Origin of the sequence: Butyricicoccus sp. Marseille-Q5471 (genome assembly GCF_951230135.1) — a bacterium.
Classification (GTDB): domain Bacteria; phylum Bacillota; class Clostridia; order Oscillospirales; family Butyricicoccaceae; genus Agathobaculum.
The window spans coordinates 249523-267772 of the sequence record NZ_CATNVC010000003.1; the positions used below are offsets into that span (position 1 = coordinate 249523).

The 18250-nt window shown below is 58.3% G+C and carries 19 protein-coding genes and 1 tRNA gene; 2 read left to right on the forward strand and 18 right to left on the reverse strand.

Features of this window, described 5'->3' with window-relative positions:
• Position 1 precedes the first annotated feature (1 nt).
• The 3 genes from QOX26_RS05725 to QOX26_RS05735 form a co-directional block, all read right to left on the reverse strand.
• On the reverse strand, positions 2–1510 hold the full coding sequence (locus QOX26_RS05725; protein ID WP_283673989.1) for a sensor histidine kinase: 1509 nt from the start codon (positions 1508–1510) through the stop codon (positions 2–4).
• A 196-nt stretch (positions 1511–1706) separates the two neighbouring features.
• The gene (locus tag QOX26_RS05730) at positions 1707–2396 is read right to left on the reverse strand and encodes a response regulator transcription factor (protein WP_283673991.1); all 690 of its coding nucleotides are present in this window, start codon (positions 2394–2396) and stop codon (positions 1707–1709) included.
• Between the two features lie 46 nt (positions 2397–2442).
• Positions 2443–3777, reverse strand: a complete 1335-nt coding sequence (locus QOX26_RS05735; RefSeq protein WP_283673993.1) for a hypothetical protein — start codon at positions 3775–3777, stop codon at positions 2443–2445.
• A 152-nt stretch (positions 3778–3929) separates the two neighbouring features.
• Here QOX26_RS05735 and QOX26_RS05740 point away from each other — a divergent pair.
• Positions 3930–4014, forward strand: a tRNA-Leu gene (locus tag QOX26_RS05740).
• An 86-nt stretch (positions 4015–4100) separates the two neighbouring features.
• Complete coding sequence (locus tag QOX26_RS05745) at positions 4101–4682, forward strand: histidine phosphatase family protein (protein ID WP_283673994.1); 582 nt, start codon at positions 4101–4103, stop codon at positions 4680–4682.
• Between the two features lie 834 nt (positions 4683–5516).
• Here the strand turns inward: QOX26_RS05745 and QOX26_RS05750 are convergent.
• The 15 genes from QOX26_RS05750 to QOX26_RS05820 form a co-directional block, all read right to left on the reverse strand.
• Complete coding sequence (locus tag QOX26_RS05750) at positions 5517–6431, reverse strand: AEC family transporter (protein WP_283673996.1); 915 nt, start codon at positions 6429–6431, stop codon at positions 5517–5519.
• A gap of 101 nt (positions 6432–6532) precedes the next feature.
• A complete protein-coding gene (locus tag QOX26_RS05755; RefSeq protein WP_283673997.1) occupies positions 6533–7303 on the reverse strand; it encodes an aspartate/glutamate racemase family protein in 771 nt (256 codons plus the stop codon).
• Position 7304: 1 nt separating this feature from the next.
• Entirely contained in the window at positions 7305–8486 is a 1182-nt protein-coding gene (locus QOX26_RS05760) for an NAD(P)/FAD-dependent oxidoreductase (protein WP_283673998.1), read from the reverse strand.
• 1 nt (position 8487) lies between these two features.
• Entirely contained in the window at positions 8488–8769 is a 282-nt protein-coding gene (locus tag QOX26_RS05765) for a (2Fe-2S)-binding protein (protein ID WP_331488471.1), read from the reverse strand.
• On the reverse strand, positions 8769–9269 hold the full coding sequence (locus tag QOX26_RS05770) for a 4Fe-4S ferredoxin (protein ID WP_283674000.1): 501 nt from the start codon (positions 9267–9269) through the stop codon (positions 8769–8771). Before QOX26_RS05770 ends, QOX26_RS05765 begins: the two co-directional genes overlap by 1 nt.
• A 14-nt stretch (positions 9270–9283) precedes the next feature.
• On the reverse strand, positions 9284–10414 hold the full coding sequence (locus QOX26_RS05775; protein ID WP_283674001.1) for an NAD(P)/FAD-dependent oxidoreductase: 1131 nt from the start codon (positions 10412–10414) through the stop codon (positions 9284–9286).
• A gap of 2 nt (positions 10415–10416) precedes the next feature.
• Positions 10417–10728: a (2Fe-2S)-binding protein gene (locus QOX26_RS05780; protein WP_283674125.1), complete on the reverse strand. Its 312-nt coding sequence runs from the start codon at positions 10726–10728 to the stop codon at positions 10417–10419.
• Positions 10729–10883: 155 nt separating this feature from the next.
• A complete protein-coding gene (locus tag QOX26_RS05785) occupies positions 10884–11255 on the reverse strand; it encodes a RidA family protein (RefSeq protein ID WP_283674003.1) in 372 nt (123 codons plus the stop codon).
• A gap of 12 nt (positions 11256–11267) precedes the next feature.
• Positions 11268–12251, reverse strand: coding sequence for a C-terminal binding protein (locus QOX26_RS05790; protein ID WP_283674005.1), 984 nt, complete (start codon positions 12249–12251; stop codon positions 11268–11270).
• Between the two features lie 12 nt (positions 12252–12263).
• Positions 12264–13562: an aspartate aminotransferase family protein gene (locus QOX26_RS05795; protein WP_331488472.1), complete on the reverse strand. Its 1299-nt coding sequence runs from the start codon at positions 13560–13562 to the stop codon at positions 12264–12266.
• 84 nt (positions 13563–13646) lie between these two features.
• On the reverse strand, positions 13647–14813 hold the full coding sequence (locus QOX26_RS05800) for an iron-containing alcohol dehydrogenase family protein (RefSeq protein WP_283674007.1): 1167 nt from the start codon (positions 14811–14813) through the stop codon (positions 13647–13649).
• Between the two features lie 4 nt (positions 14814–14817).
• Positions 14818–15561 (reverse strand): amino acid ABC transporter permease, encoded by a 744-nt coding sequence (locus QOX26_RS05805; RefSeq protein ID WP_283674009.1) that lies wholly within the window; start codon positions 15559–15561, stop codon positions 14818–14820.
• The gene (locus QOX26_RS05810) at positions 15558–16277 is read right to left on the reverse strand and encodes an amino acid ABC transporter permease (RefSeq protein WP_283674010.1); all 720 of its coding nucleotides are present in this window, start codon (positions 16275–16277) and stop codon (positions 15558–15560) included. The genes QOX26_RS05805 and QOX26_RS05810 overlap by 4 nt, the downstream gene beginning before the upstream one ends.
• 125 nt (positions 16278–16402) lie before the next feature.
• Positions 16403–17275: a transporter substrate-binding domain-containing protein gene (locus QOX26_RS05815; protein ID WP_283674012.1), complete on the reverse strand. Its 873-nt coding sequence runs from the start codon at positions 17273–17275 to the stop codon at positions 16403–16405.
• A gap of 117 nt (positions 17276–17392) precedes the next feature.
• Positions 17393–18139, reverse strand: a complete 747-nt coding sequence (locus QOX26_RS05820; protein ID WP_283674127.1) for an amino acid ABC transporter ATP-binding protein — start codon at positions 18137–18139, stop codon at positions 17393–17395.
• Between the last annotated feature and the right edge of the window lie 111 nt (positions 18140–18250).

An 18250-nucleotide genomic window follows, 5' to 3' on the forward strand; every position in this document is an offset into this window, starting at 1 on the left:
GTTATGCTTCTCCTTCCGTTTCGGACGGCTTTGCGATGGTCTGCGTATCGGCCACAGGCAGCGCGATGGTCACGGTCGTGCCCTCGCCTACCTTCGAGTCAATCGTCAGCGAGCCGCCGTGCAGGTTTACGATTTCGTCGGTGACGGCAAGGCCGATGCCGCTGCCGCGCCGCTTGCTCGAACCCTTATAAAACTTCTCTTTGACGAAGGGCAGCTCGGCTTCGGGAATGCCTGCGCCGTAGTCGCGCACACTGACCAGCACCTTGCCCGCCTCGCGGCACAGCGTGATGTCGATGCGGTTGCCGTCCGCGCCGTACTTGGCGGCGTTGTCGAGAATGTTGAGGAACACCTGCTTCATACGATGTCGGTCGCCGCTGACGAAGTAGCTATCATGCTCGTCCTCGTCATAGGTCAGGCGCATGCCGGTGCGCTGCAGCAGGTTTTCATACATATAAACGGCTTCGTACAGCTCAATCGACAGGTCAAACAGCTCAATTTCCAGCTTCATCCGGCCGGATTCGATACGCGCAAAGTCCAAAAGCTCCTCCACCATGCGGGTCAGGCGGTTGGCCTCCTTCTGGATGATGGTCAGACCCTGCATGACCTCCTCCGGGTCCTCGCCGCCGCCCGCGATGAGCGTTTCGCTCCAGCCGCCGATGGCGGTCAGCGGCGTGCGCAGCTCATGCGAAACCGAGGAGATAAAGTCGTTTTTCATGCGCTCGGCGCGGGAAATCTCGTCGGACATGTAGTTAATCGTGTCGCACAGCTCGCCAATTTCGTCGTCATAGGTTTTTTGCAGGCGCACGCCGTAGCGGCCGTCCGCAATTTCCTTGGCGATGGTGTTGATTTTGAGCACGGGGCCGACGATGGATTTGATGAAATAGTTGTTGCTCGCCACGACCAGAATGAGAAAACCCAGACTGCACAGCGAGGTCAAGCCGATGATGAACCAAATCTGCCGCTCCGCGATATGGAGCGAGGAAATAATGCGCACACCGCCGATCAAGTCGCCGTTTTCGGAGAAAAGCGGGGTCGAGACGCTCATCACGCGCTCTTCGGAGAGCGGATCGCGGCCGGTGAAAATTGCGGTTTTCTGGTCGGTCAGCGCCTGCGACGCATCCTCCGTGGAGGGAGCGCCGCCCGAGGTCAGCCCCGAGGTGGACAGCATGATGCGGTTGTAGCGGTTTAAAAATTGCAGCTCAACCTTTTCCTTGCCCGCATAATCGAGCACGGTGTTTTCGGCGCGGGCGTAGAACTGGTCGTAGTTTTCCGTCCAGTCCTTTTGGAACTCACTGGACAAGCCGGTGGCGCGGCGCACCAGATTATCGCGGATTGCCGCATAATAATAGCCCGACACGCCCACCGACACCAAAATCAGCACCGTCGCCAGAATGACCAGCACAAAGCTGAGTGAATTCATCATCCAGCGGCCCTTAATGCCGCCGGGCGAGTGCTGTACCTTAATTTCGGTCTGCGTATCAGGCTTTTTTTTGTTGTTGTGCTTGTTCATAGGTTCGTGCCTTCCCCGCGCGCCGCGCGCATAAAATAGGAAACCGCCCCGCGGTTTTCATAAAAAGTCAGGACATGCGCCTGACTTTTTATACCCCGACCCAGCCGCCTCGGGCGGCGTCCTGGGGGTATCGCAGGGTGGTTTCTTCGGAACCGCCCTGCGTATCCAGGGGGAATTGGATTCCCCCTGGAACTATTTATCCTTCCCACATATACCCATACCCGCGCACGGTGACGATGTGGCTCGGATCGGCCGGATCGTCCTCAATCTTGATGCGCAGACGGCGGATGTTCACGTCAACAATCTTCAGTTCGCCCACATAGTGGTGTCCCCACACCATTTCAAGCAAATCATCGCGGCTGAGCGCCTTGCCGATGTTCTCCATAAACGCCTTCAACAGGCCGTATTCAATCTGCGTCAGCTCGATTTTAATGCCGTTTTTCAGCACCTCACGTGCGCGCAGGTTGAGCTTGAACGGGCCGGACTTAATCACGTCCTCCTCCGAGAAGGGCGAACCCGAAACACGGCGGTACAGCGCGTCCACACGGGCGGCCAGCTCAATCACCGAGAAGGGCTTGGTCACATAATCGTCCGCACCGTTCATCAGCCCGGTCACCTTGTCGGCCTCCTGCGTGCGTGCCGTCAGCATGATAACGCCCGCCGCATACCCCGCGGCGCGCATCGCACGGCAGACCTCGTAACCGTCAATGCCGGGCAGCATCACGTCCAGCACGGCGACTGCGATGTCCTGATTTGCATGATATTGCTCAAGCGCCTGCTCGCCGGTCTCTGCCTCGATGACCTCATAACCCGAACGCTTTAAGTTTAAAACCAAAAAGGAACGGATATTTTCTTCATCTTCGAGTACCAGGATCTTGCGTTTCATTTTTGTTCCTCCTATTATTTATCAATCCATCCCCGAAAAAACGGGGTCATGTGTTCCACGATGTTGCAATCAGTTTGAATCGTGCGCGAATTCCCGATTCGTCGATTCGGATGCCGGCCTGTCCGCTCACATCATCAATGCGGGCGAAAAAGACAGCCTTATCGGTTTCCGCCAGCTGAATGACATTCTCGCGCGAGGCGTAGGTGTCACGCAGCGTGCCGGTCGCACAGTAAATCGAAAAGAGCGGCAGGCTTTGATTTGCATTGACATACTGCGAAAAATGCACGGCGGTCAGGCCGCTTTCGCTCGATTTGACGGCGGTAATCTGGTCGTGCCATGCGTTGTCGATGGTAAACTGCCATTCCTCCGACACGTTCTGGTACGTGGTCATGACGCGCTGCGGCTGGCTGGCCGGCCCATAGACATACCAATCAAGCATGAAGAGCGCGTCCGCCGCGGCGGCATTTTCATAACCCGCCATCAGTGTGGCGCGAGGCAGCTCGGTGATGCCGTCGGCGTTGATGTCGCGCGCATAGACCGAAACCGGCCGATACGTACCGAAGGTTGCCGCGGCTTCGCCGTCGAGCGTGATATTATGCAGCTGTCCGTCGCTGAAGACGAAAATATCGGTCATCAGGCCGACGCCGCTTTCGGTTTTCTCCTCCGCAAAGACGGCGGGGGTATGGTTTGCCACGCGGCCGCCGGTCATGCTCATCACGCTGACCGCCTCCGCATTGGTCGGCGCAGTGCCGGCAAGCACCAGCTCGCCCCGCTGATATTGATACAGCCGCGCCGCACGCTTGCCGGATTCGTCCGCGCCGAGCAGCAGCAAATCCTGTGCGCCGTCGCCGTCCAAATCGGCCAGCTCCATTGCGGTGTATTCAGTTTCGAGCAGCACCTTGGGTGCGCCCTCCTCGTTTAGGGTGCACACGCTCAGCGCGCCTGTTCCCTCGGTCGACTGCTTCCATGCGATGACGATGCCGCGGCGGCCGTCCGGCGCAATGACCGGATACTCGACCGACTGAATCGCCACGCCCGCGCCGACGATTGAGCCGGTGGTCACGTAAGCCTCATCCTGCTTTTTATGAATGTAGACGCTGAACTGGCTGCCGCCCGCGCCCGGGTTGCTGGCAAAAAAGGAAATCGCCTCGTCCACCCCGTCGCCGTCCAAATCGGCAAGCTGTACGGTTGAGCGGTTTTGACCGCCGATGGGTGCGGTATAGTTCTGCGTCGCCTGGATTTTTTTCAGTTCTTCTTCAAGCGATTTGTAGTTTGCAGAAGCCTGCGGTGCGGCGAGCAAATCGTCGCCCGAGGGGAAGGTGCAGCCGGAAAGCACGCTCAGCATCGCAAGCAGCAAACAAAGATATTTAAAGGGTTTCATTTGAGCTCCCGTTTCTCGGTTTTGACAAACACTTATACAGATTTAGTATATCACAAAGCCCCATTATTGGATATAACAATTTAAAGAAATTCCCGCTCATTTTCATCATGCATTGACAAGACCCTTGCCATCAGGGTATACTATAACTGCATGCGGGTATGGCGGAATTGGCAGACGCGCCAGATTTAGGTTCTGGTGTTGCAAGACGTGCAGGTTCAAGTCCTGTTACCCGCACCAAAAAACCATCAATCAGAAATGATTGATGGTTTTTATTTTATGTGCTATTATTGCAGTAAAGGTTGTTTATATAATAGGTGGTAAAAATGGAGTTGTATGTTTCAAGACATGGGGAAACACTCGCAAATATTGAAAAACGATTAGCAGGTAGCAAATCGGATTCACCTTTAACAGAAAAAGGGATTATGCAAGCTAAAGAATTGGGACAAAATTTGAATAGTATTTCATTTGATGTGGTATATAGTAGTCCTTTACAACGTGCTGTTAATACTGTAAACATAGCATTTGACAATAAATATATAATTAATGTTGATGATCGTTTGTCTGAAATTAATTTAGGTGTTATGGATGGAATGACGTACGATGAGGCTTCATTAAAGTTTCCACAATCAGGAATGCGATTCTTTACAGACCCTAAAACATATGAACCTGTAGTTAATGGTGAATCACTTCATGATATGATAGCAAGGATTTCTTACTTTTTAGATGATCTTATTAAAAAAGATTATGATAAAGTATTCGTTATGACACATGGAATGGCTTTACGTGTATTATACTCGTGTACAAAGTCAAAGTCGATATTTGAAATAGACAAAGCTCCTATATATTCAAATTGTGAAGTTGTTCGTTATACATATGATAATGGTATGTGGATATTAAATATATAAAACATAACTGCGACAAATTTTCTCTTAATCAGCAACCATCACAACGCAAAATGAGCATAATCTTACCCAAAGCATAAATCTATTTTCCCCCATGGATGCAAAAAAGGCCTAACTTCCACCAAAAGGAAGTCAGGCCTTTTTATTGTACAGGGCGTGATAGAATGGAATCGGGTTGTTTCTATTTGACGCAGTGAGGGAAATTTAATAAAAAGAAAATATTCCCAAGAAGAAATTCAGCAACACATGATGGGACGAATATATTACAATAAAGATGATTGGAATCTTTTCGTAAGGAGAAAAGGTCTTTATTCTTGGACTATGAATTTAGCTCATGTGCGGAGTTGGATCATAACAGGTGCATTCGCACTTTTAATTGTTGCTATAGTATTATTTCTCTTTTGAGCATACTCCCCCCACCACCGCAAACAATATTTCCTCCCCATTATCACCCGGCAGAGCGCATTGCGCTGCGGCTATCCTGATGGACTGCGAATGTGAAACATTTTTCATCACCTCCTGCTGCACTGTATGATGTCATCATATATAATAGAATATTCATTTATTTGATATCGAGGATTTTTCTATAGTTTTTAATTTGACCTTTTTTTTGCGCGCAAGGTGATAAAATCCCCCTTGTCAGAGTAATCTGTGGGTTGAAATGATATCAAATGAATGAACATTCACCAAAATACACCGCAAAACAATACCCGGCGGCGTCCCATCACGGACGCCGCCGGGTATTATTCTGCCCGAACCCCCGATACAGGTTCCGAAGTCGACCGCATCCAACGGGTGAGATACAGCGCCCCGCGCATGAAATCGCCTGCCCGATGCTCATGTCAGTCCTACCCTGCCGAGCAAAAGCAGCAGCGCCGGAAAGGTGACGGCCATCAACAGTGTCGTCTGCACAACGGCGCGAGCGGCAAACCCCGGCGCACAGTCATAGCGCTCGGCGTAAATCGCGCCCAGAGAGCCGCATGGCAGCGCGGTCAGCAGCACGCAGCAAGCCGACGGCACAGCAGGCAGCCGCAGCGCGAGCACGATGCCCAGCATCAGGAGCGGAAACACAAGCAGCCGCAGCGTGCTGACGAGATACGACCATGCGTCCCGCAGCAGCTCGGTCGGGCGCATGCGTGTGAAGGCGCAGCCAATCAGCAGCAGCGAGAGCGGCGTGGTCATGCCGCCAATGGACGAAACCGCGTCCTGCAGCACGGCTGGCAGACGCAGCGGTGTGAGCACGAGCAGCACGGTTGCGGCCGACGCGACGGTCACCGGCGTTTTGGCGAGCGTTTTGAGGTCGCACTGTCCCCCGCCCGCGAGCGCGGACACGCCCCAGGTGAAAAAGGTCAGCTGATAGCCGATGTTGTACACCGCGCAGTACAGCACGCCCTCGCTCCCGAACAGCGCCTGCGCGATCGGAAAGCCGAGAAATGCCGTGTTGGCGAACGCCCCCATGACGACCAGCACGGTGCGCTGGTCCCGCCCGAGGGGCAGTGTGCACGAGAGCAGCCGCAGGCCGAAAATGGCAAACAGGTAATACCCTGCGGCGAGCAGTGCGGTCGTTTTTAGTCCCGCGGCGAGCGGCGCGGACAGCGTCACGTCACCCGAAGCCAGAATGGACAGCGGTAAAATCGCAGAGAGCAGCAGCCGCGTCAACCCCTGCTCGATTTCGTCCGGCAGCAGTCCTACCCGCTTGACGACGAACCCGAACCCCATCAGCAGCAGGATTTTGAAAATCAGTGGCAGCATTGTTTGCAATGTAACTCTCCCCTTTATAAAAAGAGACGGCGTTTGCCGTCTCTTTTGTCTTTCCAGAACGTGTTCGCGCCGCCGGAAGGTTTGTTCAAAAATCAAATAAACCCGCTGAACGGTTTGTGCGCGACGGCGCTGTGCAAAAAATCAATCAGCGTTGTGAAATCGAACACCGGCAGGCCGGTTGCCCGCTGCACATCGACGGCGTAGGGCGGCATGTCGCTGCACTCGAGCAGAATCGCGCCGAGGTCGGGGCGTTCCCGCTGCGCGTCAAGCGCGGCGGACACCACCTCACGGCGCACCTGCTCGTTGTCAAACGTGCCGCGCCCCTCCAGAATGCAGGAAAACGCCTCCGCATGCCGCAGGTCACGCAGGACAAGCCCCTCCCGGCTCGTCGTGCCGCAGGCGGCAAGCAGACGGTCGGTCAGCGAGGACAGGTCGGCGGTCAGCACGCCGATCGGCTGTGCGGGTTTCAACAGCATCCGCATCCACGGCAGCTGCACCAGACTCGACAGCGCGACCGGAACATCAAGCGCCGACGCCATTTCCCGCTGATAATTTCCGAAAAAGCCGCACGCGCCCGTGATTGCCCGCACGCCCTTCCTTTGCAGTTTGCTTGCCGCGGTGAGCAGCATGGGCAGCACCTCGTCCCCCGCCGCGAAGAGCTGCGCGATGGTCAGCCCCTCAACCGGCTCCATCGCAACCGGATACGAATAAGTGCAGGCGTTGACGACATTGCCGGGCAGCAGCGGGTAATTGACCTCGTCGATATACAAAATACCGATGGGAAATCCCGCCGCATTCTGCCCCGCCGGCTGGGAAATGACGCCGCCCGCGCCCGGCGCGAAATAACCGTATTCCCCTGCCATGTCACGCGCTCGCTTTCTGCGCGGCAAAACGTGCGAAATCGAGCCCGGAAATATCAAAATCGGTCTCTTCACCCGCGACGAGCTGCGCCATCAGCTTGCCCGTGATGGGTGACAGGCAGATGCCGTCCCCCTCGTGTCCGGCGGCGATGAAATAGCCGGGCAGCGTGTCAACCTCGGACACAATCGGCAGATGATCCTCAATAAACGGCCGCACGCCCGCGTAGGAGCGGATGCAGTTGATGTCCCGCAGCACGGGGTAAAAGCGCAGGCCGCGCTCGGCGATGGCCTTCATAGCCTCAACCTCCGAACGGATGTCAAACCCGCGGAAGCCGCGGTAGCCGCCGAGCAGCACGTTGTTTGCGTGCGTGTACTCGATGTTGAAGGCCACGTTGTACTCCTCCACCAGCGGCGAAACATTGCGCTTAAAGTTGATGCTGTCAAACTTGCTCATCATGTAGCCGAATTCGAGCACCTTGTGGAAGGAAATCTTCTCGCATTTCTCGGAAATGAGATTCATGCCCTTGCGCGGCTGAATGGGAATGGAAAGACCGGACAGCGCCCCGATGTCGGGCGCCCACACGCCGCCGCAGTTGACGATTTTGCCTGTCATCAGCTCGCCCTGATCGGTCGAAAGGTGAAACCCGCCCGATACCGGCGTGACGGACGAAATATTGCAGTAGGTGTACTTGGTAAGGCCGAGCTTTTCGGCCTCGTAGGTAAAGGCAAAGCAGACCTTGTACGGACTCATCGCTGCGTCGCCCGGCGTCCAGATGCCGCCGACCATGTCTTTCGCAAGGTACGGCTCCATTTCGCACAGGGTTTTGTTGTCCACCATGCCCATCTCGTAGCCGTCGGCGGCCTGCCGGGCGGCGTAGGCGGACGCTGCTTCGTACTCCGCATCGGTCTCGCACACGTAAAGACAGCCCTTGCGGTCAAACTCAAAATCGTACTCGAACTTTTGTGCAAGCTCCGCATAGTGCGCAATGGACGCCGCGCCCATCCGGGTGTCGAGTCCCGGCTGCTTGTCACAGATGAGCGCGACCGCGTCGCAGTGGCTCGACGAGCCGTGCGCAATGTCCCCCTTGTCAATCAGCGCGACCTTAAACCCCTTTTCGCACAGGTGATAGGCGACCGACGAGCCGATCGCGCCCGCGCCGATGACCGTTACATCATACGTTGTCATATCAAACGACCTCCCCGTCAGCCAGCTCGCCGAAGGCAATCGGCCGCACCGGCGGCCTTGGACTGGACGCGCCCACCTGATTTGGCCGCAGTCCCAGCTCGCTGCACAAAATCTGCTGTACCAGCTTTTCACAGGTGCGCCCCTGACACAGTCCCATACCCGCGCGCACGCGGCGCTTGACGCCGGTCACGTCCCGCGCGCCCTCGCGGATGGCCTGCCGGATTTCGCCCGCCGTGATTTCCTCGCAGCGGCAGACGATTATCTCGTCGTCATATCGTTCCATCAGCACGTCCCCCTTTCGATGCCGCGCACCTCGTCGGCAAATGCTTTCGGAATTTCCACCGTCACGACCGGCGTGTGGTCGAAGGCCTTGGGGTTCATCACCCGAACGACCGTGCCGCCGCACACCGGCTGTCCCGCGCGGTCGACCGCGGTCACCGCCGCCCCCTCTTCGGGCAGCGGGAAGTATTCATAGGGAAAACCGACCGTCGCGGTCGTGTCCGAATACGCCTTGTCGACCACAAAAATCGCCATGCCCGGACACTTGGCCACGCACATGCCGCAGCCGGTGCACTGCTCCTCGGCAAGGCAGGGCAGATTGACAATCGGGTCGCCCACGCAGATGGCACGGGACGGACACGAGGTTTCGCACGGATTGCAGGGAATTTCCTGCACGCACTCGATCACCGCCACAGGGCCCTTGGCATACCGCGCGTCCGACGGAACGGCGCGCAGCGCCCGAAGCTCCTCATAGGTGAGGTAGCCGCATTTCAGTAATGGCATGTTTTCTTCCCCCCTCACACCGCGGCAAGGCCGCCGCGGCTCTCGTCAAACGCACTGAGAATATCCTGCTTTGCCTGCTCGCGCTTTTCGCCGAACGGCCCCATGCGCAAAGCGGCCAGCCGCGCCCAGATTTCGTCCTTGCGTGCCTTGGCCTCGTCTTCGGACAGATAGCCGAGCGCTGCCGCCGCCGAAATGCCCGCGATGCGGCCTTCCTCAAGCGCGGTGTTTGCTTCCTCCACACCGGTCGTGTCGCCCGCGATGTAAACGCCCTCCTGCGAGGTCTCCATGTCCCGATTGTGCAGCGGCACGCGCCCCCAAACGGGATGGAACGTAAAATCGCACTTCAAAAGCGCGAGCAGCTCGGTCGTCGGCTTGAGTCCCGCGCCGATGGCAACGGTGTCTGCTTCGATTTCGCGCTCGGTGCCGGGGATTTCCTGAAATGCATCGTCCAGACCGACAATGACCACGCGGCACACGCGCCCGCTCTCGTCCGGCACGACCCGCTTGATGGTGTGGCTCGTATAAATCGGCACGCCCGCGCGGGCGATTTTTGCCGCATGCACCGCGTAACCGCCGATCTTCGGCGCAGCCTCGACCAGCGCCGCGACTTCACACCCCGCCTGCATCAGCTGGTAGGACACGATGAGTCCCACGTTGCCGCTGCCCAGCATGACAACGCGCCTGCCGGGCTTTACATGGTTTACATTTACCATCGTCTGTGCCGCGCCCGCGCCCATCACGCCCGGGGTCGTCCAGCCGTCAAAGCGGACGACGTTCTCGCTCGCGCCCGCGGCGACGATGATTTTCTGCGCGTGCACGGTGACGAACGCACCTGCCGTGCCGTCCTGTCCGTGGCGCACGCCGACTTTATTTCCCGGGAACAGACCGATGACGGTCGAGCCGAGCCAAAGCTCCACGCCCTTGTCCTCGGCTTCGTCGAGCATCATGCGGCCGATGTCGATGCCGCGCGTGCCCGAGCGGTGCGCGGACGAGCCGAAAAACTTGTGAATCTGCTTAAAAAGCTGTCCGCCCGGCCGCATGTTGAGGTCGATGCACAGCACCCTTGCGCCCGCGCCTGCCGCTTCGATGGCGGCGGACAGACCCGCAGGCCCCGCCCCGACGACGACTATCTCGCGTTCCAGCATGCTCACGCACCCGCCTTTCCAAGTCCGTTCTGTGTCTCAATGACCATGCCCGCACGCACCGGCGTGATGCAGGTGCGCACATTGGGCTTGCCGTCGACAATCATGGCGCAGTCGGTACACTGCCCGATGCCGCAGAACAACCCGCGCGGCTCCTGTTTTTTGACCGTATAGCGATTGATTATGATTCCCTTCGCCAGCAGCGCCGCCAGAATGGCTTCGCCCTCAAAGGCTTCGACAGGCTGACCGTCCACCGTAATGGTGACCAGCCGCCCGGATGGCGCCGTATCCAGCACCACATGGTTTTCCACACGCATACACATACCGTGTTGCCCCCAAATCAAAATAAGTTGTCGCGCTGCGCCGCCCCACGCGCCGCAGCGCCATAGGATACCCGCCTTGCCGCGGCTTCGCCGCAGCAAGGCACCTCTGCCTTGGGACCCGCGTCCAAGGGGGACTGATCCCCCCTGGACTAGATGTACGCTTCGACCTGCATCTCCACCAGCGCCCCGCCCTCCATGCCGGCGACCTGCACACAGCAGCGCGACGGGAACGGATCGCTGAAATAGGTCTGATACACCGCGTTCATGCCCGGCTTATCCGCGGCGTTTGCGATATAAATCGTGCATTTGAGCACCTTGTCCATCGACGAGCCGGCCTGCTCGAGCACCAGACGAAGATTCTCCATCGTCTGGCGGGTCTGCGCTTCGATGCCGCCGCCGACAAGTGCACCGTCCCGGTCGATGCCCACCTGCGTTGCGTATACCATGCTGCCGAAGGTCAATCCCTGCACATAGGGACCCGCCGCTTCGGCCACGTCTTTACAGAAAATCTCCTGCTTCATCAAAAGTCCTCCTCAGAACGCGATATGTACCTCTTTGTTGACCAGATTGCTTGGAATCTGCCGCAGGCTCAGGCGCTGCACCAGCTGCTCGAGCGCCATTTTGCGGCCGTTGTAGAACGAATCCTCCGACAAAAACGCCGCGTGCGGGGTGATGACCGTGTTTTCGAGCGCGAAAAGCGCGCTCTGCTCGGTCGCTTCGTCTTCAATCACGTCCACGGCAGCGGCAAGAATTTCACCCGTTTGCAGGGCGTACACAAGCGCCGCTTCGTCCACAACACCGCCGCGTGCGGTATTGATAAAAAAGGCCGAGGGCTTCATTTTCGCAAATTGCGCCGCGCCCATCATGCCGCGCGTCGCGTCACTCAGCGGACAGTGCATCGATACCACATCCGACCTTTCGCACAGCTCCTCGAGCGTTTCGGCTTTTTCTACGCCGAACTCCGCGAGATAATCGCGGGTTTTGGTCGGCGCATAGACCAGCACGTGCATGCCGAGCGCCTTGAGCACCGGCAGCATCGCCTTGGGGATGGAGCCGAAAAACACCATGCCGAACGTCTTGCCCGACAGGCGGCGCATGGTGTGGCCGAGCAGCGGATTCCACTTGCCCGCGCGCACCGTGCGGTCGAGAAAGGTAATCTGCCGCGCAAGGTCGAGCAGCATGCCGACCGTGTGGGTCGCCACCTCCTCGGTGCAAAAGCCGGGGATGTTGGTCACACACACGCCGTGCGCCGTCGCCGCAGGAATGTCGACGTTGTTGTAGCCGATTGACTGCAGCGCCACGATTTTAAGGTGCGGCAGCTTCTTCATCCGCGCCGCCGTCACCTGATCGTACTCGACGACCACGCCGTCCGCCGCTTGCACGGCTTCGGTGAATTCGGTTTTGCGGTCGGGATCTTTCATTTCAATCAGCTCGATATCGGTCACGCCCCACTCGCGCAGCAGGCGGTTTTCATAGTCTAAGTTGTCGTCAATGTTGTAATAAATGACCTTGGCCATGCTGTTTCCTCCTTAGTAGCCCGCTTCCCGGCACACAGCGGCAACCGCGTCCTCAAAGATGGCAAGTCCCGCGTCAAGCTCCGCCTTGGTGACGTTCAGCGGGGTCGCAAAGCGCATGCCGTTGCCGTTTACACCGCAGGACAGCGTGAGCATATGGTTCTCAAAGCACAAATCCTTGACCTTGCCGAACAGATCGCCCGCAGGCGTGCCATCGGGACGGCAGAACTCGACTGCCACCATCAGGCCAAGACCGCGCACGTCGTACACAATGGGGTACTTTTCCTTCATTTCGAGCAGGCGGTTCTTGAGATAACCGCCCATTTCATTGACATTCTTGAGAATATCCTGCTTTTCAAACTCGTCGAGCACGGCGAGGGCGGCTGCCGCGGCGACAGGGTTGCCGCCGAAGGTCGTGCCGTGCATGCCGGCGTGCCACTCGGCCATGATTTTGGGCGTGGAGATGACCGCGCTCATCGGCAGTCCGCCCGCAATCGCCTTGCCGACCGTCATAATATCGGGCACGACGCCGAAGTGCTCGGACGCGAACATCTTTCCCGTACGGCCGTAGCCGGACTGCACCTCGTCAAAAATCAGCAGGATGCCGTGCTTGTCACACAGGTCGCGCACGCCCTGCACAAACGCCTTGGTCGGAACGACATAGCCGCCCTCGCCCTGCACCGCCTCCATCATAATCGCGGCAACCGTATCGGGCGCGACGATGTATTTGAACAGGTTTTCAATCTCGTTTAAGCAGTATTCGGTGCGCTGATCCTCGTCAAAACCTGCGGGACAGAGGTCGCGCGTCGGATAGGGGGTGAAGTACACACCGCCCATCAGCGGCTCGTAGTGCTTGCGGTACTTGGCATTCGACCCTGTGACCGTGGTTGCACCAATCGTGCGGCCGTGGAACGAACCCTTGAATGCGATAATCGCCGGACGCTTGGTGTATGCGCGGGCAAGCTTGAGCGCACCGTCGTTGGCCTCCGCGCCGCCGTTCGAGAAAAAGATGCTCGACAGCTCTCCCGGGCACTGCTCGGCCAGACGCTTGGCAAGCGCGAGCGTCGTCGGGAAGTTAACCAGATTAAACGAGGCGTTAATCAGCTTGCCCGCCTGCTCGGAAATGGCCTTTACGATTGCCGGATGGCTGTGGCCAAGCGCGTTGACCGCGATGCCCTGCACAAAATCCAGGTATTTTTCGCCGTCAACGGTTGTTACGTAACAGCCTTCGCCGCGCTCGACGACCAAATCGGTGCTTTTTGCAAGCGCGGGGCTGAGATAGGGCTGATAATCGGAAAATTTCATCGTAGACATGAAACAATCTCTCCTTTATAACTGTTGTGGTTGCGTTCCGCACGCGGCGTGCACGGCGGACGCAGATACAAATATTCGTTCACGTTAAATCGCCTTCTCCAGAAAGTCGTAAACGTCCTGCTCGGTGATTCGGACGGGGTTGACGGCCAGCAGACGGTACCCCATCGTGCCGCGCACGATTTCATCGAACATATCGCGCCGCACGCCGAGGTCGGACAGGCGCTTCGGAATGCCGATGTCGGCGGACAGCGTTTTGACCGCTTGAACGGCCTTTTCCGCCGCGTCCCGCTCGGAAAGTCCCTCGGTGCGCTCGCCGAGCAGTGCGGCGATGCGTGCGAATTTGGCGAGACTGCCCGGCAGGTTGCGCGCCATCACAACCGGCAGCATGACGGCGTTGGTCGCGCCGTGCGAGGTATGTGCCGCGCCGCCGATGGACTGCGAAACGCCGTGCACCGCGCCCAGTCCCGCGTTGAGGAAGGCCGCCGCGCCGAGTACGGCCGCAACCGCCATGCCGCCGCGCGATGCACAATCCGCGCCGTTGCCGACCGCGGTGCGCAGATGCGTGCCGATTAGCTCGATGCACTTTTCCGCATACGCGTCGCTCATCGGACTTGCGTTAACCGACACATAGGCTTCGACCGCATGGGTCAGCGCGTCCATGCCGGTCGCGGCGGTGACAGCGGGCGGCATGCCGCGCTGCAGCAGCGGATCGACCACTGCGAAGCGCGGAATCAGGCTCTCATGCGTGAGCGACAGCTTGACGCCGCGCTCGGTGTCGTCGACCACGCTCGCCGCCGTAACCTCGCTGCCGCTGCCCGCGGTAGACGGTACGGCAATCAGCGGCAGAGGCGCGTTTTTGACGGTTTTGCAGCCGCCGAACAGATAATCCCGGATGGAACCATCGTTCGTGGCGAGCGCGGCCATCGCCTTGGCGCAGTCAATCGGACTGCCGCCGCCGACCGCAATCAGCAGCTTCGCCCCGCTCTGCCGCACCATCTGTGCGGCCTTGTCGACCGAGGAGACGGTCGGCTCGGGTCGGGTGTCGGAAAAGACCGTGACGTGCAGGCCGTCCCGCTCGAGCGCCCCGACGATTTCGGCGAAGTAAGGCTCCTTCGACACACGCGGGCCGGTCACGAGCAGCACCCGCGCTTCCCCTTCGGGCAGCAACCTGCGGCACAGCGCGCCGAGCGCGAGCGCCTTGCCCTCGCCAAAGACGATGCGCGCGGGCATTTGAAACGAAAAATCCTTCATGTTTTTACCTCCCCGCGCCGAGCACGGCTGTCAGCACGCCCGGCTTTTTGACCGCCGCCGTTCTTTCACGGAATTTACCCAGCCGTCTTTCGAGCACCGCAAACAGCTGGTCAAACACAATGCAGATGCCCCAGTAGATGAGCGCCGCGACGATATAGGTTTCGAGAAACATCTGAAAGCCGGTCGCGTAGTTTTTGGCCGCGCCCATCATTTCTACCATGTTGACCAGATAGGCAAGCGACGTCGTTTTGAGTAAATTGACAAAGTGGTTGCCGAAAATCGGCACGGCTACGACCACCATCTGCGGCACGATGATGCGCCGCATGGCCTGAAAGCCGGTGAAGCCCGCCGCCATGCACGCCTCCTTCTGCCCCTTGGGCACGGTGCGGTAGGCCGAGACGAACATATCCGCCATATAGGGCGCATAGGCCAGGCCGAAGGCCAGCACGGCGAACAGCAGCTGCGGCGGGTTGCGGCGGTCATAGGACAGTCCTGCGGCAATCAGCCCGTCGGGCAGCGAATTGAAGGCGAGGTACAAAAACACCAGCACCGGCACGCCCTTGAGAAACGAGCACACGAAGTGCGACAGCGGGCCGAGCACGGGAAACCGCGTTTCAATCGCGGCGGCAAGCAGCACGCCCACAAGCAGCGCCAGCACGGTGGACAGCAGCGCCATCTGCATGGTCACGCCGAATTTTTGCAGGATGGGCGCAAAGCACATGCCCGCGTAAGCAAAATCAAAGCTCATGCGTGCTCCCCTCCTGTTCTGCGGCGTACGGTGGCCGTCTGCCGGTCGCACCGGTTGAGATGCGCGGTGACCTTGCCGGAAACCGCCATAAAGACGATGCCAATCAGCCAGTACAGCACGGCGGTTTCGAGGAAAATCGGCGTCTGGCCGACGCCCATCGTGTTATAGGAAACCTGCTTGGCCATGCCCATCAAATCGACAACGCCGATTGCAAGGCCAACGGATGTATTCTTCATCAGTTCGATTATCATATTGGTCGTGTTGGGCAGCGCACTCATCGCTGTCTGCGGCAGGATTACGCGCCAAAAGGTCTGCACCCGACTCATCCCGATGCTCTGGGCGGCCTCAATCTGCCCTTTATCGATGGCGAGATAGGCCGAACGGAAGATTTCCGCAAAAAACGCCGCCTCATTCAAGCTGAAGGCGATGACCGCGCAGAACAGGTTGGTGGAGCCAGTTGGGGTCATGCCGAACCATGTGCGCATCAAAATCGGAATGCCGATAAACGCGATGAGCACCTGCGCGACCATCGGCGTGCCGCGCATAAAGGATATGTACACCGTTGCCGCGACGCGCGGGACTGTATGCCGGCTGAGCTTGAGCATGGTCAGCGCGGCGCCCAGCGCGAGCGCGGCGGCCACCGAAACGAACAGGATATAGAACGTTGTCGGCAATGCGCCCAGCAGTACGGGCAGTTTTTCAATTGCAATCTGCATTTGCCTTCTCCCCTCTCTCAGACGGTCGAGCACCGTCTTATGATGTATTTGGTCTGACCAGTCAGACCAGTTAGGAAATGGAGAGAGGGAAAGGGCATTGCATCCCTTTCCCTCAGATGCGGAAATTATGCGGGCAGGTACTGGCTGTAATCCTCGAGCGCGCCGGTCTGCTCGGCGATAGCGAACACATCGGTGCCCAGCCACTTATCGGCGAGGATGGAAAGCGTGCCGTCCTCATACAGCTCGGCGATCGCGCCGTTAATCGCGTCGCGCAGGTCGGTCATATCCTTGTTGATGACAACCACGCAGGGCGCACAGGTAATCGGGTCAGAGCAGACCAGATTGTCCATCGGCTCCTGCTCGATCACGTCATAGAACATGGTATCACCGCCGAACCAGCAGTCCCACGTGCCGTTCGACACACCGCGGCAGGAATCCGCGTAGGACACGTAGTTGGAGACTTCCTCCTGCGTGAACTTCACGTCCGGATACTGCTCAGCCATCTGGTGGAGCACGACATACAGGCCATCATTTGGCGGATTGGGCACCATCACCGCGCCGTCGAGATCTTCAAATGTCTTAAAATTGTCCTCCGTGCGCGAAATCAGGTTGACCGGATAGTAGCAGTTCGGAATGGACAGGGTGAAATTCTTCTCCCGTGCGGGCGTTACGAAGTGCGCCGAGCAGGACAGTGCATAGGTGCCGGCCTGCACCGCGGCGGCCGCCGCGTCCGGCTCGACCGAATTGTAGTGGAACTCGTAATCCGCAAGCTTTTCGTCCACCTTGGTCAGGAATTCGTAGTCATACCCCTGGAATTCGCCCGCATCGTCAACGTAGGTGTAGGGCGCCATGCCCGTCAGCACGGCGATTTCCAGCGTCTTCGGGCCGCTTGCGCCCGCCGTGTCCTGTGCGCTCGAGCCGCCGCAGCCCGTAAGTCCGGTCAGCAGCATTGCGCCTGTCAGCCCCATAGCCGCCCATCGTTTGGTGATCTTTTTCATACTGTCTCCTCCCATAATCAGCGGGGTTTCCCCCTGTTTTGATGACAAATAATTCGGTCCGTTGGGAGAAGCCGGACGGTTTCCCCCCTCCGGTAACCGCCCTTGCTTACCTGTACATTAAGATGCCTGTTCGCCGACCAGACGGCTGAGGAAGTCGCGTGTGCGCTCCTCTCTGGGGTGTTCGATGACCTCGCCCGGCGGGCCCTGCTCAACGATGCGCCCGTCCGCCATAAAGACGACGCGGTCGGCCACTTCGCGCGCAAACGCTATTTCATGCGTCACGACAATCATGGTGATGCCGGTCTTGGCAACCGCCTTGATCGTCGCCAGCACCTCGCCCACCAGCTCCGGATCGAGCGCCGAGGTCGGCTCATCGAACAAAATGACCTCCGGATTCATGATGAGCGCCCGCACAATGCCTGCGCGCTGCTGCTGTCCGCCCGACACCTGCGAGGGGTAATTGTCCAGCCGTTCGCCAAGGCCTACCTTGTCGAGCAGCTTCACCGCCTTGTCGGTCGCCTCCTTGCGCGTTGCGCGGCGCACGACGAGCGGCCCTTCAATCACATTTTCCAGCAGCGTTTTGTTGCGGAACAGGTTGTAATTCTGGAAAACCATCGCGGTTTTGCGCCGCAGCTCCAGAATGTCCCGACTCCCCGCCTTTTTGCACTGCACGGTCTTGTCGTCCACGGTCACACTGCCCTCGTCCGCCGCCTCCAAAAAGTTGATGCAGCGCAGCAGCGTGGTCTTGCCCGAACCGCTCGGCCCGAGAATGACCACCACCTCGCCGGTGTTGATTGTCAGGTCGATGCCCTTCAAAATCTCGTTGCCCGAAAACGACTTTTTTATGTTCTCCAGTTTGACCATCGCGCGTTCCAATGTGCTCCACTCCTTTCGTCCGACCGACCGGAAAACCTCCCTTTGACCAGAAAAACAAAAAAGGCGCTGCATGAGAAAAAGTTCTCATTTGCAGCGCCT